Origin of the sequence: Desulfobacula sp. (assembly GCF_030145145.1) — a bacterium.
Lineage (GTDB): Bacteria > Desulfobacterota > Desulfobacteria > Desulfobacterales > Desulfobacteraceae > Desulfobacula.
In genome coordinates this window covers 20,194-36,521 of the sequence record NZ_JAQYWD010000036.1, presented here as the reverse complement: position 1 = coordinate 36,521, position 16,328 = coordinate 20,194, and the positions used below count along the sequence as shown (strand labels likewise).

The window sequence follows — 16,328 nt, the reverse complement described above, 5'->3', positions numbered from 1 at the left end:
ATTTTCCCAATTTTAAATTAGGATAAGAGATACTTGTTGTTAAGAAAAGTAAAAAAAATTCTTAGAACCCTGAAATATGGCCCACCATCGAAAACCGGAATTCGAGAGACTGTTTCCTCACAGACTATCCAGACCCTCCCTTGACTAAGTTCAACAATCTATTTATAAATAAAGACATCACCTGAGGTCGATTTAAATTGCCGACCCTAAATGGATTTCACAAGGAGACTAAAGATTAATGCCAGCCTGGAGATTGAACTACCTGTTTTTGTTGATGCTCCTTATGATATACCTGCCATCATTGGTATGGGCGGAACCCCAGACACCAGCCCCCCTGGAAGATAAAACGGCGCTGGTTCAGTTTGTGCAAGCCGTTGATGCGGCAACAAAAAATCTGGCTTCCCTGGAAAAGGAACTTGCTGAAGAACGGCAACGGCTTAAGGAAGAATCAAATCAGCATCAGATATACCGGACCCAGATCAATTCCCTGGGAAACTTTCTGCTGGTTCCGGATATCAGTATTTCCATAGTTGAAAAAGGGGTTGAAGAAGTTGAGCTTTCAATCTCCACCATCAAGGCAAAAATTCAAAGAGTAGTTGAAAAAGAGGTTAAAACCAGGCAGACGATTTCCGTGCTAAAAGATAAAATTGTTTTAATTGACCAAAGAATTGAGGAATTTAATTCTTATAAAGACAAGACCGTCATCAGGGAACCCGGCATAGAAGAATTCAAATCCTACCGGGCAATTTTGGAAAAACAAAAAGGGATTATCCTGGGTATTTTGGACCTGTTGTCTGCAGACATAAAAACCAGTAAAGACTTGCTTCAATCGTTTGAAGATATCCAGATGACCTTGAAAAAGGAGATCAAAGATAAAAAAGGGACGTTGCTGTTTCAACGGAATGAAATTGAATTTAAAGCCTTTTTATCGAAAGATCTTCTCGTTGAAATGACCCGTTCCATCGGGATCGTCAGACACTTATTCACCCGTGAATGGGTAATGTTGAAATGGTCCTCGCTAAAAGAACACTTTAATCTCAGCGGGGGGATGGCCATTTTTGGGTTTGTGCTGTTCAGCCTTTTCCTGCTCAAGGGACTATTCCTGTTAAAAAAGAAAGACACCTACAAGCGCATCATCAGCAAGCGGACGGGGTATCCCCTCATTGTCCTTGAGGACTGCCTGTACCTCATCTTCTGGATACTGCTGGCGACGACACTTTCAAAAACCCAGGCATACCTGGTCTTCCCCGATTTTATCAAATTCATGAAAACATTTTTAACCGTCATCCTGATGACGAAGATTGCATCTTATTCCATCCGTCTGATTGTCACTGAAAAGGGACCGTTACTTTTTAACGCCTTGTACGGGTGGCGCAATGCCTTTGTCTGGGGAATCCGGCTGTATGCGTTTGTTTATCTTTTGATCTATAGATTTTTTTCGCTGGAGCCCATATTTTTATCATCCATTCGGATTTTCTCAGAAGCCGTGCTGGTGACCGGCATCTTTTTGTTCTGGAGGGCATATGAAAAAAAGGACAGTCAAAACAGAGGCATCGGGGTTAAACTGTTGAGTGGATGGTCTAAGGCAGTGGTGGGGCTGGGTCTTTTTGCCGATATCTCAGGATATGGACATTTTGCCTCCTGGTGGTACTTGTCCTGGGGGATTTCCATCGTGATTATCTGTATCTGCTTGCTGCTGGTGTACTCAATGAAAGACATTGACCGTAAGTTCAAAGAAAAATTTGAACCGGAATCACGAAGTTCCTATGGTGTATCCTACCCATTTTACTGGATTTTGTCCAATGGGCTCTACTTTTTTATTGTTGCGTTGGCCCTGGCAGGGCTCGCGGTTTCATGGAGTACAAGTGATGCGTTTTTTGTATGGCTTTGGACGGTGTTTCACAAAAAATATGCCATCGGCAAAATTGAACTGAGTATGGTCGGGTTTACCTTTTCATTTGTCGTGATCTTTTCGACCTATTTTTTCATCCGGTTGTGGGAAAAAATCATGACCGATCATGTGCTGAAAGACAGTGGATTGTCCACCGGGGCACGGGAGTCTGTCATTACCATTTCAAAATATGCCATCTGGGCCATCGGCATCCTGATCAGTTTGAGCGTTTTTGGACTGAACACCACCTCCCTGGCGGTTGTATTTGGTGCCATGAGTATCGGGCTTGGATTTGGCCTGCAAAATATTTTCAATAATTTTATCAGCGGCCTGATTCTCTTGTTTGAACGCCCCATACAGGTGGGGGACGTTGTCGAAGTGGGGGGCATATGGGGGGAAGTAAAAAAAATCAATGTCAGATCGACACTGGTGCAGACCTATACCAATTCGTCGCTCATTATTCCGAATTCCGAGTTTATCAGTGCCCTGGTTACCAATTGGAGCCATAAGGATCCTTATGTCAGAAGGGATTTGATGGTGGGTGTGGCCTACGGGTCTGATACGCAACTTGTCAGGAAGCTGCTGTTGGAGGCAGGAAATTCCGTGGCAGGGGTACGCCAATATCCCCAGATCCCCAGGGTTCAATTCATTAATTTCGGTGACAGTTCACTTGATTTCCGATTGAGGTTCTGGTCTGTTATTGATGATTTTGTGGAAGCTGAAAGCCAGTTAAGATTTGAAATTGACCGGCTTTTCAGGGTCCATCATGTGGTGATCCCGTTTCCCCAGAGAGATGTTCATCTTCCGGGCCGACAGCCGGATAGCGATAAAGATGGCCTTGACGCTGCCCCAAACAACGAGTGACCATTTTCAATGGATGTCTTGGGGAATTTTATTAAATTTAAGGGACTTGTCCGCATTGAGCCTGCAACATGCAGAAGGACCCGACCGTTGATACATAAAGGAGGTGCCTGTTGGCACGATTTTTAAAAAACCGGGAAGAAAGCAAGGGGCAAAGCCCTGGTGCGTTAATCTTCATCGGAGATCAGAAAGTGGAGTCGATAGAGATACAGGTTATCGATTACGACGCAGTGGCCCTGACGGAGCAGACATTATTGGATATCAAAGAGGTTTCCCACTTCAAAGAAACGGATACTGTGACCTGGGTCAATATACATGGCCTGCATGACACTGACATCATGAATGATGTCGGTCAGGTGTTTAAATTACACCCACTTGTGCTGGAAGATATTTTAAACACGGGTCAGAGACCCAAAATTGAAGAATTTGATACCTATGTCTTCATTGTTTTGAAAATGATCCGATTTGACATGGAAACACAGACCATTGTCAACGAGCAATTGAGTATGGTTCTGGGTGATAAATATCTGCTGACATTCCAGGAACAATCCCGGGATGTTTTTGAACCTGTCCGGGAGAGAATCAGAAGGCAGAGATACCGCATTCGAGGGTCTGGGTCAGATTACCTTGCCTATGCACTCTTAGATACAGTGGTGGACAATTACATGTTCACCATTGAGGTGATGGGCGAAAAAATCGAAGACCTTGAAGACGAGATCCTCTTTGGTCATGATACGTCTGTCATGGAACGCATCAGTGCATTTAAGCGGGAAATAAATTATTTGAGAAAATCAATCCGGCCGGCACGGGAGGCGATTCTCAAAATAACCCGGCTGGACAGCGAGTTGTTTCACGAAAACACCATCCCTTTTTTGAAGGATCTTCAGGATCTTATCAACCAGTCAACAGAAGCCATTGATACCTATCGGGATCTTTTGACCGACCAGTTGAATATCTACAACTCTGTGATGGGAAACAAGATGAACGACATCATGAAAACCTTGACCATTTTTGCGGCCATTTTTATTCCCCTCACGTTCATCGCCGGTATCTATGGCACAAACTTTGAGTATCTGCCGGAGCTGCACTATAAATACAGTTATTTTATATTCTGGGGGGTTATGATTTTTCTGGCCGGGGCGTTGCTCGTTTTTTTCAAACGAAAGCGCTGGATATAGACCATCGACGGCTGGAATTGTTATTAACTAACTCAACTTTCGGGGTTGACCATTTTTACATGGGGTCAGGCTTTCTTTATGGCACTTTTTACCCATCTGGTTATGAAATAGTGATAAAAAGCACAATAAAAAAAGCCTGACCCCGTCGATTAAAGCTAAAGTCCGAAAGTTGAGTAAAATAAAAACACATAAAGGGGAAAGGATTCATGTCAGACGCTTTTTTAATACCGATGACCTGGATGGGGATTGCTTTTTGTATCAGCCAGTCTGCCATGTTTTCAGGAATGAACCTGGCTCTTTTCAGTATCAGCCGGCTGCGGCTTGAAGTTGAAGCATCTTCCGGGAACAAACAGGCACAGAAACTTCTTCGAATGAGGCAAGATTCCAATTTTATTTTAACAACGGTTTTATGGGGGAATGTGGGGATCAATGTCCTGCTCACCCTTCTGTCCAGTTCCGTTCTGGCAGGTGTCAGTGCCTTCCTTTTTTCAACGGTGTTGATCACTTTTGTGGGAGAGATTATTCCCCAGGCATATTTCTCAAGAAATGCACTTAAAATGACTGCCATACTTGCCCCTGTCCTCAGATTTTATCAGTATCTATTATATCCGGTCACAAAACCCTCTGCAAAACTTCTGGACTGGTGGCTTGGGAAAGAGAGTATTGAATATTTTCGTGAGCATAACATGCGGGAGATGATCAAAAAACACATTGAAGCAGATGAGGCAGATATAGACAGGATTGAGGGGTTGGGTGCCTTGAATTTTTTGGCCATAGACGATCTTTTGATCACACAGGAGGGCGAATCCCTGGATTTGATGAGTATTCTTTCGCTGCCTTCAAAAAACGGCCAGTTGATTTTTCCAGAATTCAAGCCAGAGGCATCCGATCCATTTCTTCAGCAGATTGAGCGATCCGGCAAAAAATGGGTGGTGTTAACAAATGAAGACAATACGCCTCAGCTTGTCCTGGATGCGGACGGTTTCCTCAGGCATACACTCTTTAAATCCCCTGTGCCAAACCCCTTCTGGTATTGTCACCGACCCATACTGGTTCAAGACGCTGCCACTAAGCTGGGGAAGGTCTTCCCTCGTTTCAAGGTTCAAGGCAACCGACACCAGGACGATGTGATTGCCCAGGATATCGTCCTGCTCTGGGGGACATCAAAACGCATTATCACCGGGGCAGATATCTTTGGCAGACTGATGCGGGGAATTTCCAGAAAAGAGATGCTTGAGAGTTAAAAATGACTATTTTTGATTGGGTGGGAAAACGCCTTGCATCATATCTGTCCCAGGAAGTTGAACGGGATATTCAGGTGGCAACAAGCAAACCGGATGACCTTGCCGCAACGCTTAAAAAAGGGGATGTTTTATTGGTTGATGGCAATAGTCGTATCAGTACGGCCATAAAATTTCTGACACAATCCACCTGGTCACATGCGGCCCTTTATATGGGTCATGGGGTTACCCGGGGGGGGAAAAATAAGAACGAGCCGCTTCTGGTGGAGGCCGATGTCAATGAAGGCGTCAGGACAGTTCCCCTGTCGATGTATTCACGATTTCATACCCGTATCTGCAGACCCGTGGGATTATTTGAAAAGGACATTGATGCCGTGATTGACTATGTGGTCAGCCGTATTGGACACACGTACGATCTTAAAAATGTTCTGGACCTGGTCAGGTACCTTGTTCACTCTCCTCCGGTTCCAAGAGGGTGGAAACGAAAACTTCTGGCACTGGGGAGTGGTGATCCCACCAAGGCCATCTGTTCCTCGATGATTGCCCAGGCGTTTCAGTCGGTTCACTATCCGATTCTGCCGGAAATGCTGTTAAAGGATTCCCCGGACCGGTCCTGCAAAAGGTGTTACAGGGAAATCCTTTTGATAAAACATCACAGCCTTTTTACACCAAGGGATTTTGATGCATCACCGTATTTTGAAATCATAAAACCAACCCTGTCAAAGGGATTTAATCCATACCAGATTGAATGGTCATCACTTTCTACACAAGATAACACGGTGATGTCCGCTTACCGGAATAAAACCCAGTTCGCTGTAATCAAAAAAACGGGTGAGAGATAACCTGAAACCCCTTTATCCTTGGAGGCCACAATTATGTTAAACTTCAATCTCAGCAAATCGCAGTTAACCCTTCAGAAAAAAGCCAGAAAATTTGCCCTTGAAACGGTGTTGCCGGAAGCATGGGATTATGATGCCAGGGATGAGACCCCGGTCCATATATTAAAAAAAGCGTTTACCGAAGGACTGTCCCATGGAGATATACCGGTTCAATACGGCGGGAAAGGGTTTGGCATTGTGGACGGCGCCGTTATTACAGAAGAAATTTCCGCTGCCTGTCCAGGCATGGCAACCTCTATTTTTGATAATTCTTTAGGGATGGAGCCCCTTATCCTGTCGTCCAACGAAGCGTTGAAAGAGAAATACCTCACTCAGTTTGCAAAAGACTTCAAGCTGATCAGTTTTGCCACGTCTGAACCCACCATGGGGTCCGATGTTTCCGGTATCCGATGCCTGGCTCAGCCGGATGGGGACGATTATATCCTGAACGGCACCAAATACTGGGTTACAAACGGTGGGATTGCCGATTACTTCAGTGTTTTTGCAACGGTGGACCCCGAGCAGAAACATCAGGGGATCTGCGGTTTTTTCATTGACAGGAAATGGCCCGGGATAAGGGTGGGGCAACCCATTCCCAAGATGGGTCAGCGAAGCTCAAATACAGTGGGTGTCCATTTTGACAATGTCAGGGTGCCCAAAGAAAATGTCCTGGCAGGACCCGGGGAAGGATTTCTTCTGTCCATGAAAACCTTCAGCCGGACCCGTCCGGTCATTGGCGCATTTGCCATTGGGGCGGCGCGGTCTGCCATGGAATATGCCTTGGATTATGCAGGAAAACGACAGGCGTTTGGCCAGAAAATAGGCGATTTCCAGGCCATCCAGTTTAAAATAGCTGAAATGTACCAGAAGATTGAAACGTCAAGACTCCTGGTATGGAAGGCGGCCTGGGAGGCGGATAACGGGATTGACCCGACCTTGAATGCCTCCATTGCCAAATTTTATGCCACGGAAGAGTGCATGGCCGTGGTCAACGAGGCCATGCAGGTATTGGGAGGGTACGGATATACAAACATGTTTCCTCTGGAAAAGCTCTATCGGGATATCCGGCTGCTTAGAATTTATGAGGGAACCAGCGAAGTTCAGAGAATGATCGTTGCCGGCTATGTGATGGGCGGATATAAACCCGTTATGCCGCCGATGGAAGACCTGCCCCTGCATCGGGGCAGTACCCCGTTAGAAAAGCGGTCTGAAAAAGCAGGAAACCGAAGCGCCTGGCGCTGTCGTATTTGTGGACATGTCCACTATGGGAAGCAGCCACCGGAAGAATGTCCCTATTGTTTTTTTCCGGGCAGCGCTTTTAAACCGGCAGGGGCTGACAAGCAAAAATGAACCTGTCTTTTTTATATATATTATGGACAACGGGGGTCATCATTTGTTACGGCTAAAAAAAACAATGGCTGTCCTGGTCGGCACTATGGTTGGACTGGGTTGTCTTTTGGTCTTTTTCAGTATCTTGTACCTGGAAACAGACGCTGCACAGATGCAGCTGCAAACACAGATCAATTCAAGGATTCCCGGTGAAATGTCCTGGAAACGGTTACGCGTATCCCCTTTTTCCGGGCGTATTGCCCTGGAGTCGTTCCGGCTGAACGGACCGGATAAACGAGAGGTGGCCCGGTTTGAACGACTGGCCTTGGATATTGCCTGGGTCAAGCTGCTTAAAGGCGAGATATCCGTATCGTCCCTTGTGCTTGAATCCCCCCGGGTGACTGTCCAGTCCGGCAAAGACGGTTCCATCGACCTTGTGGCTGCCGTGCAGACACCGGGTGAACCGTCTGAAAAACCCGAGGCACCATCTGGTCCGTTTCCTTTCAATGTCACGGTTGACAGCCTGGTGATAAAGGATGGCCAGGGGCAGTACAGCAATCCCATGGAAAGAATGGTTGTCTCATTTTCGGGGTTGGATATCGGGATAAGGGATGTGGATTTACAGGCCAAAAAAGCCGTGGTGCAAGTCGGTCTATCGGGTGGATCATTTGTTACACCTGACGTATCTACCGGTCTGGATCAATTTAAGACCCATGCGGTTTTTAATGATGGATCTTTGAGCGCTTTATCCCTGGACCTGTCCGGGAAGGGGCTTAAGATGGCAGTTACCGGATCCATAACAGACCTGCTGGGAACCCCTGTGTTTGGCATGACTGTCGACGCGCAAGCCACACTGAAGGAAATATCCGGCATGCTGACGCATGACCCAAAATGGTCCGGCATCGCCCAGGTACATCTTAAGGCCAACGGCAGTCTTGACCACCCAAAAATAGAACTCAAGGCCGGGTTCGGCAACGGTGTGATCCAGGGTCAGGTCATTGACCGGATAGACCTTGGACTGGCCCTTGAAGACCGGCTTTTCAAGCTCTTTCCGTCCCGGGTGGAAACACCGCTGGGGCAGGTTGTCCTTAACGGGGAGATGGATCTTGCCCAGGCGTTTCCAAACGGGTTTTTCCATGCGCAAAAAAATTTAAATGCCCTGTCATACAGCCTTTTTATGGAACAAAAAGGAACGGATCTGTCAAAATTTTTATCCGGGGAAAACCAGATGGGGGGCAGTGTATCGTCCCGGGTCCGCTTGAAAGGCAAGGGAATTGATCTTGAAACATTAACAGCAGACCTGGCACTTGATGTGACGGCCAACGGTTTCAATATAAAGGGGCTTGATACACCTGTGGACATTGACATGACCGCTGACGCCGGGTTTGGGAATCAAACGGCGATCCTGAGATCCGTTTCCGTCGTTACACCAGGGATTCACCTGTCCGGGGACGGTAAATTTGAGCCCGGATCGGGAAATTTTGCCGGGAACATTGATCTTGTGGTGGCGGATCTCTCTACCACACCCGGATTATCCCCCTTAAAAGGGACAGGGCAGGTCACCCTTTCGGCTAAACTGGCCGGGCCGTATCTCTCCCCTGGGATCAAACTGGATCTCAGGTCCGACCACCTGGGGATGCAGGATATTTTCATCGGGAACCTGGATATGACGGCTTCCATGGATCGCCAGGGCCGGGTATTGATTGATCGGCTGGCGCTGGAAAACCAGGGTTCCAAAATATCGGTTACCGGCTGGATAGACCTGTTCGTGGAGAAGTTTAAAATCAACAAAGCGTTGCCCAGGGATATCCGTCTGTCGTTTACCGATGTTGAGGTGTCTGATTTTTCAGCCAGGGCCGGTTTGAAAGGCGTGTTCAACGGCAGTACTCACCTGACCGGCACCATGACCGACCCGGAAGCAGCCGCCCAGGTATCTGGAAAAGGACTTGTGCTGGCATCATCCCCGGTGGGAGATGCTGATGTGAAGTTGCGGTTTTCCAACCGGACAGTGTTTATCGAGTCGCTTGGATTAACCCATAACCGGTCATTACTGAAAGCCAGGGGCAGTGCAACGGTGCTCAAAGAGGATTTCTCCCTTATGGAGATGCCTGAATTTACGGTTTCCCTCACAGGCGATTCCCTGTTCCTGGATGACTTCCTGGAGGGGATGGCGGGACAAGTGTCTGTGAACGCAAATGTCCAGGGCACACCGGAAGCGCTGTCGGGAACGGTGAACCTGACGGGCAGCCGGCTTGACCTGGGTGTCCAGAAAGTTGACGGATTTTCCCTGGAAACAGTGCTGGACGGACAGACCATCACTATCAACGATATGGATATCCGGGTATCTCCCCAGGCGGTTTTCAAGGGACGAGGCTGGGCCTCTTTAGCAGACAAGCAGCTTGATCTTGGTCTGTCCACCCAAACGTTTCCGTTGATGGCCATTGACCTGCTCAAAGATAAGGCGCTGACAGGCGGACAGCTGTCCCTGGACCTGACGTGTACCGGTACCATTGAAACGCCTGTTGTCAAAAGTCAGGTGAATATTAAAGGCCTGGAAATAAAAAACAAGTCCGTTCCTGATATAGATCTCTTTGTTGATATAAAAAACAGGATTGCCAGGATGAAAGGCAACCTGGGGCCGGTGATTGACGGTGAGTATCATTTTGACGATAAAACATTCCTGGCATCCGTTGACATGAATTCCGTTGACCTGTCCCCTTATTTCATTGTTGCCGGACAACCGGATTTTTCAGGCATGGTAAAGGGGTCCATACGGTCATCCGGGAGCCTTGATGATCTTCCCGGAATTCAGGGAATAGCGAATTTTGAAACGCTGTCCCTGCGGTTTCGGAACGATGAGATGGTCCGCATACCCGGTTTGAACCTGTCCCTGGAAAAGGGTAAAATACGCCTGCCTGAAACACGCATCACCCTTTTGGATCAAGGAGAAATTACCCTGAAAGGAGAGGGGTCCCTGGACTCGGATATGGACCTTCAACTCAAAGGGATGCTGCCCTTTCAAATGATCCGGCCGTTTGTGGAAGAGATACATCAAGCCTCGGGAAAGATACTACTATCGGCTGCATTAAAGGGGTCTGTTGCCGAGCCCCAATTTACCGCCGATGTGAAACTGGACAAACTGGGGATGTCTTTATCCGTCCTGGAACAAAACCTAAAGGGCATTGACGGTATTATTCGAATAACCCCTGAACGTATTGAAATCATTGACGTCAAGGGCAGCCTGGATGACGGAACCTTCGATCTTGCCGGACAGGTCGGGCTGAAAGGGTTTACACCGGACACGTATGACGTGCGTTTCAGGGGACAACAGCTTGCCCTGGATTTCCCGGAGATGATGACCCTCAGCCTGAACAGCAGCCTTTCCCTTATTGGAAATGCCGCCAGGTCAGATCTGAAAGGGGAAATCGTCTTGCTTGACGGACGATATTACAAGGATATCCAACTGGATCTGTTCAGTTCTTCCCCCAAAAAAAGACAGACTCAGCCGATTCAGGAAAAACAACCGGCCGGTTTACTGGAAACCATCCATCTGGACATTGATATCCGTCATCGAGATCCCTTCTGGGTGGACAATAACCTGGCACTCTTAAGCATCGGCTCTGACCTGAATGTTTTTGGAACAGCCGCAAAACCCTTGATCAGCGGTCGCGCCCAGGTCGATTCAGGAACCCTCTCGTTCCAGAAAAAAGAGTTTGAAGTCAGAAAGGGCATCATTGATTTTGTCAATCCTTATAAAATAGAGCCGTTCATTGATATACAAGGCGACATGGAGGTCAGTTCCTGGACCGTTTCTTTGAGCGTTTCAGGCACCCCGGACAACCTGGATTTCAAGTTGACATCAATCCCGGCGGAACAGCATGCCGACATCCTTTCCCTGATGGCATTCGGGAAACCCACCCGGGAACTTCGACAGTCAGACGGGGGCACTGGGTTTTCAGCCGGTGACATCCTGGCAGGATTTGTAGCAGAAACGCTTCAGAAAAATATGAAGGATGCCACTGGAATGGATTATCTGGAAATCAAACCCAATAGCACTGATAATAAAGGAAACCCTGGGGTTAATGTCGTTGTGGGAAAGGAACTGTCCCGGCAGATGATGGTTAAATACGGGGTGGATGTGAGGGACGGTGAGACGGTACAGCGGGTCACCACGGATTATAAAATATTGGAGAACTTTTTGATGAGTGGGTTTCAAGATACCGGAGGTGCGTTTGGTGGAGAAATTAAATACCGCCTGGAATTTCGGTAACACAGGGTTGAAAATAGCGGTAATATTAATACTGCTGGGGTGTTTTTGGGAAAACGGGTTGTCGCAAGCAGAACAACCCTTTCTTTCAGAAGAGATCATTTCAGGGATTGATATCCGCATTGACGGTGTCAAAGGGGATACCGGCATGTGGGAAACCACTGCCAGGGATCTGATTCCCCTTGGAAAAGGGGATGTGTATTCTCCCCAAAAGGTATTGGAAACCATTGGTCTCCTTTCTGAATCCCGGCTGTTTAGCCATATTGAGGTTCCGGATCCCCAAAAGACGGCGGACGGCAGGACACTTGTCTTTTTGCTGACCCCTTTTGGACGGGTCAAGGACATTCTGGTGGAAGGTGCGTTTCCGGTTTTTAAAAAAGAAGTGTTGCGGGTGATGACCCTTTATACGGGGGATGGATTTTCAGAAGACCGGCTTGATGAACAAAAATCCAGGGTTGAAGCATTATTTAAAAAACGCGGGTATATTGATCCAAACGTGATGGTGTCCGCCCAACGAGACCCTGGAGACGGCCATACCATTGTTCAGGTTCGGATTGAAAAAGGAGAGTTTTACCGGATCAGGACCGTGTCTGTGGAAGGAAACAACCGGTTTTCCGACACGCGATTGAAACTGAGAACAAAAACATGGAAATCCTCTCTATTGTTCGGCAGTGCCACCCGATTTGTTAAAAAAGACCTTGATGCGGATGTGAAGAATCTCGTCCGGTTCTACAGAAGCAAGGGATTTGCAGAGGTTACGGTTTCTGCAAAGGCCCCAAAAAATGACCGGACAAAAACCGTGGATGTGCTATTTCATATAATGGAAGGCCCTTTTTATACCATCGGGTTTGAAGGCAATAACCGGTTCTGGGATCGTACCCTTAAACGAGAAATGACCCTTTCCAAAGACGGGAACAAGAATGATTTTGCAGTGAGAAAAGGGGCTCGCAATATTCAGAAAAAATATAACCGAATCGGATATCTGGATGCTAAAATACAGACGCGCATCAATGAAACCAAGGCAGAAAAAAAATCAGTCCGGGATGTGACCCTGGAGATCAATGAGGGAAGCCCCACCCTTGTTTCAAAAATTATCATAAAAGGAAACCATGGGTTAGATGAAAAGAGGATAAGGGAACAGATGCTGACCCAGCCGCCTGGTTTTTGGGTGGACGGCGGATATTACCCGAAAACCCTTGATGAGGATATCACTGCCATCCGGGCGCTGTATTTAAAGGAAGGGTATGCCAATGCCCGGATTCAAAAGAAGATAACCATCAGTGATCCGCCGTCTAAAAATGGAGAAAATCTAAAATTTCTGGAAATAGAGCTGACAGTGGATGAAGGCCCCCGAACGCGCGTGGGAACGGTTAAATTTCAGGGACTTTCGGTGATGAATCCTGAATCGGCAATGAAAGTGATCGCTCTTCAACCGGGCCAGGTGTTTCGTGACTATATGATTGAAAGCGATGAGAACGCGTTAAAAAAATACATCTCCGAGATGGGATATCCCAATATCCAGGTGAAAGGAACCGTGTCTTTTAATGAAGACAGATCACTGGCTGATATTGCCTATGGTGTGGATGAAGGGACTTTTGTCACCGTTGGTCAGATTTATTATACCGGTAATTTCAGGACAAAGGAAAAAATTCTCAACAATGAGATGGCATTATCCCCCGGAGAACCGCTTTCCCTGACAAAGCTGCTGGAGAGTCGGCAGAACATGATGAATATGAATGCCCTTGATTCTGTTCGCTTCAGGACACTGGGTCTTAAGGAAAAGTTTGAGGAAGTGGATCTTGTCCTGGAAGTGGAAGAGAAAAAGCCCTATTTTTTTGAAGTTGGCGCCGGATATGACACGGAACGGCATTTTTATATCAACAGTACAGTGGGGGATCATAATTTTCTGGGAAGAAATCTTAATCTTGAAACAAGTGCTGAAGTCAGCCAGATCGGTTATAAGGGCATCATTTCATTGATGGAACCGCGATTTTTCAGCACCCGGATATCTTCCACCACAAAACTGGCTGCCGAGAAGCAGGAAGCGTTTAATACGGATTTTGGTATCCAGACCTATAGCCTTTCCCAGAGTTTTTACCAGCAGTTCCTGGAAAAAAAATTGACAGCCAATCTTGGATTCAGGTATGAGTACCGGGAGCAATATTTAACCGATACTACCGGTTCGACGACAGAAGTATCACAGGTGTATGATCCCCGGACCATCTTTGTGACAAGCCCTTCCCTTATCTACAGGACCACGGATTCCTTTGTCCGTCCTACGAAAGGGGTCTTTTCAGCCGTGTATACCGATATTTCAAAGGGGGTTGACAATACCCTGGATGATTATGTGAAGTATCGTTTTGATACTCGTTATTACTATACCCTGTTTGAACCGTTAACCGTTGCCATCAGGGGGAGATACGGGGTTATTCAACCCTATGGGGGCAATGAAACCATTCCCGAGGATCAGCTTTTTTTCCTTGGTGGTACGTCCACGGTTCGGGGGTTCGACGAAAATATGCTGGCTTTTGATGATTCCGGTAATGCAGTGGGGGGGCGGGAAGCCATCCTTGGCAGTCTTGAGGCGCGATACGATCTGGGATTGAACGTTGAGGGAGCCCTGTTTTATGATATGGGCCGGTTGCGGAAAACAAGTGAAAGCATCAGTTCACAGGATTTCCGCTCATCCGTGGGGGTGGGACTTCGATATATGACCCCCATCGGTCCCATTGGTCTTCTTTACGGCTGGAAACTGGATCCGCTGCCCGGTGAGAGCAGCGGCAGTTTACATTTTTCCATGGGGTATACATTTTAAAAGCGATACATTAAACCTGGTCAAAATATTTGGGACTCCAGCGTATCTTATCTACAATCGTGTTCAATCGTTCCGGATCATTCTGGTGCTTGAATTTTGAGAAAGCACAATCTTTTTGAGCAACATTTGCCTTAATGGCTTCTGCACCGACTCTTTTTGCAACTTCCAGGGAGACCTCTCTTAATTGATCCAGGGGGGGAAACAGGATACCGTTTTTAAAATCTTCTTCGCTGATAAATTCGGCAAGCGCATGGGCGGCGGCAGAAAAGAATACCGGAAGGACTTCTGTGGCACCCGAGGCCACAATACCCAGTCCGACGCCCGGGAAAATAAATGCATTGTTCATCTGTCCGATTCGATATGCCTGGCCGTTGTGATGGACCGGATCAAAAGGAGATCCTGTTGCCACAAGGGCTTTACCATCCGTCCATTCATAGACGTCTTTTGGCAGGGCTTCTGCTTTAGTTGTCGGATTGCTCAATGGCAGAATAACCGGTCTTTCCGTATTATTACCGACGGCGTCAACGATGTCTCGTGTAAACAGCCCGGCCTGCCCTGAGGTGCCGATCAAGACGGTTATTCGTTCATTTTTAACCGTGTTCAGAATGGTATTGTCCGCTGGTGATGTTAGCCAGGCAAGGGTTGCCGGATCCTTTGCAAATTTCATTTTATAGGGCTCAAGCGTTCTGTCAGAGGTGACAACGCCTTTTGAGTCCATGGTGAAAATTCTGGCGATGGCATCGTTTTTATCCATGCCCTGTTCCATGAGTTCCGTCTGGATCTGTTCAGCAATACCGACACCCCCGGCCCCGGCACCATTGACCAGGTACACCTGATCCGTCATTTTTTCTTTTTTTACTCGCATGGCGGCAAGGATTCCGGCCAGGGCCACTGAACCGGTTCCCTGGATGTCATCATTAAAGGAAATCAGTTCTTTAAGATAGGTGTCCCGGACCGTAAAGGCCTTTTGTTTTGAAAAATCCTCCCATTGACATAACGCCCGGGGAAAAACCTTTTTAAACGCCTTTACAAATTTTTCAATAAACGTGTCATATGCTTCCCCGCTGAGACGTTTGTGCTGCCATCCCAGATAGTTCGGATCGTTTAACAATCCTTCATTATCTGTTCCCACATCAAGGGAGATGGGAAGACAATGCCAGGGGGCGATGCCGGCACCCTGGGTGTAGAGCATCAATTTTCCAAGACAGATGGGGATACCGCCGGCTCCCTGGTCGCCAATACCGAGAATTCCCTGGTTGTCTGTGACAACTGCGATTCCGATTTCCTGGTCCGTATAGTTCCGCAAAATATGTTCTGCATAATCAATATTCCCCGGATAAAAGTGGATACCATTCGCCCTCCGGAACATTGAAGAATACTGTTGACAGGCAAGGCCCACTGTCGGGGTATAAATAATGGGCAAAAATTTTGTAACATCACTTGCAATGACGGCATGGGCAAGGACGACATTCCTGTCATACAGGCTTCGGATATAAATAAATTTTTCGATATCACTGGGTTTTTTTTCAACGATATCCAGGCTTGATTTGACTTGATCTTCAAGGGTTTTTATCCTTGGGGGCAGAAAACCGCTGAGTTTAAGTTTACGTCTTTCATCAATGGTAAAAGCCGTACCTTTGCAGATATAATTGTAGCGAAGGACATCAAACCCCCTCAGGTTAATGCGTGCCCCGGTTGTTTCTCCAAATTCGCCATAACTAAACTCGTAATGATTGATTTCCATGACTAAAAAAAATTCCTTAATTACAATTTAATAAAAAAGCTGTGAAAAAACAGCAGTGTAAATTATATCATAAATAAAGGCAGAAAGGTAAAATAAAACTGAAGGCGTTTCATCAATTGAAAAA

The 16,328-nt window shown here is 47.0% G+C and carries 8 protein-coding genes; 7 read left to right on the top strand and 1 reads right to left on the bottom strand.

The window, feature by feature from the left end; translation table 11 throughout:
• Positions 1 to 238: 238 nt before the first annotated feature.
• The 7 genes from Q1Q15_RS19020 (at position 239) to bamA (ending at position 14,460) form a co-directional block, all read left to right on the top strand.
• Positions 239 to 2,755, top strand: coding sequence for a mechanosensitive ion channel domain-containing protein (locus Q1Q15_RS19020; RefSeq protein WP_300463567.1), 2,517 nt, complete (start codon positions 239 to 241; stop codon positions 2,753 to 2,755).
• Between the two features lie 110 nt (positions 2,756 to 2,865).
• Positions 2,866 to 3,930 (top strand): magnesium/cobalt transporter CorA, encoded by a 1,065-nt coding sequence (gene corA / locus Q1Q15_RS19015; protein WP_300463564.1) that lies wholly within the window; start codon positions 2,866 to 2,868, stop codon positions 3,928 to 3,930.
• A 206-nt stretch (positions 3,931 to 4,136) separates the two neighbouring features.
• Positions 4,137 to 5,174: a CNNM domain-containing protein gene (locus Q1Q15_RS19010; RefSeq protein WP_300463561.1), complete on the top strand. Its 1,038-nt coding sequence runs from the start codon at positions 4,137 to 4,139 to the stop codon at positions 5,172 to 5,174.
• A 2-nt stretch (positions 5,175 to 5,176) separates the two neighbouring features.
• A complete protein-coding gene (locus tag Q1Q15_RS19005; RefSeq protein WP_300463559.1) occupies positions 5,177 to 6,013 on the top strand; it encodes a YiiX/YebB-like N1pC/P60 family cysteine hydrolase in 837 nt (278 codons plus the stop codon).
• A 33-nt stretch (positions 6,014 to 6,046) separates the two neighbouring features.
• Entirely contained in the window at positions 6,047 to 7,399 is a 1,353-nt protein-coding gene (locus Q1Q15_RS19000; RefSeq protein WP_300463556.1) for an acyl-CoA dehydrogenase family protein, read from the top strand.
• Positions 7,314 to 11,648 (top strand): translocation/assembly module TamB domain-containing protein, encoded by a 4,335-nt coding sequence (locus Q1Q15_RS18995; protein WP_300463553.1) that lies wholly within the window; start codon positions 7,314 to 7,316, stop codon positions 11,646 to 11,648. Before Q1Q15_RS19000 ends, Q1Q15_RS18995 begins: the two co-directional genes overlap by 86 nt.
• Positions 11,614 to 14,460 carry an outer membrane protein assembly factor BamA gene (bamA, locus tag Q1Q15_RS18990; RefSeq protein WP_300463642.1) on the top strand — a complete coding sequence of 949 codons (2,847 nt, stop codon included), beginning with the start codon at positions 11,614 to 11,616 and terminating at the stop codon, positions 14,458 to 14,460. Before Q1Q15_RS18995 ends, bamA begins: the two co-directional genes overlap by 35 nt.
• 10 nt (positions 14,461 to 14,470) lie before the next feature.
• Here the strand turns inward: bamA and Q1Q15_RS18985 are convergent, their stop codons facing one another.
• The gene (locus Q1Q15_RS18985) at positions 14,471 to 16,204 is read right to left on the bottom strand and encodes an NAD-dependent malic enzyme (RefSeq protein WP_300463550.1); all 1,734 of its coding nucleotides are present in this window, start codon (positions 16,202 to 16,204) and stop codon (positions 14,471 to 14,473) included.
• Positions 16,205 to 16,328 lie beyond the last annotated feature (124 nt).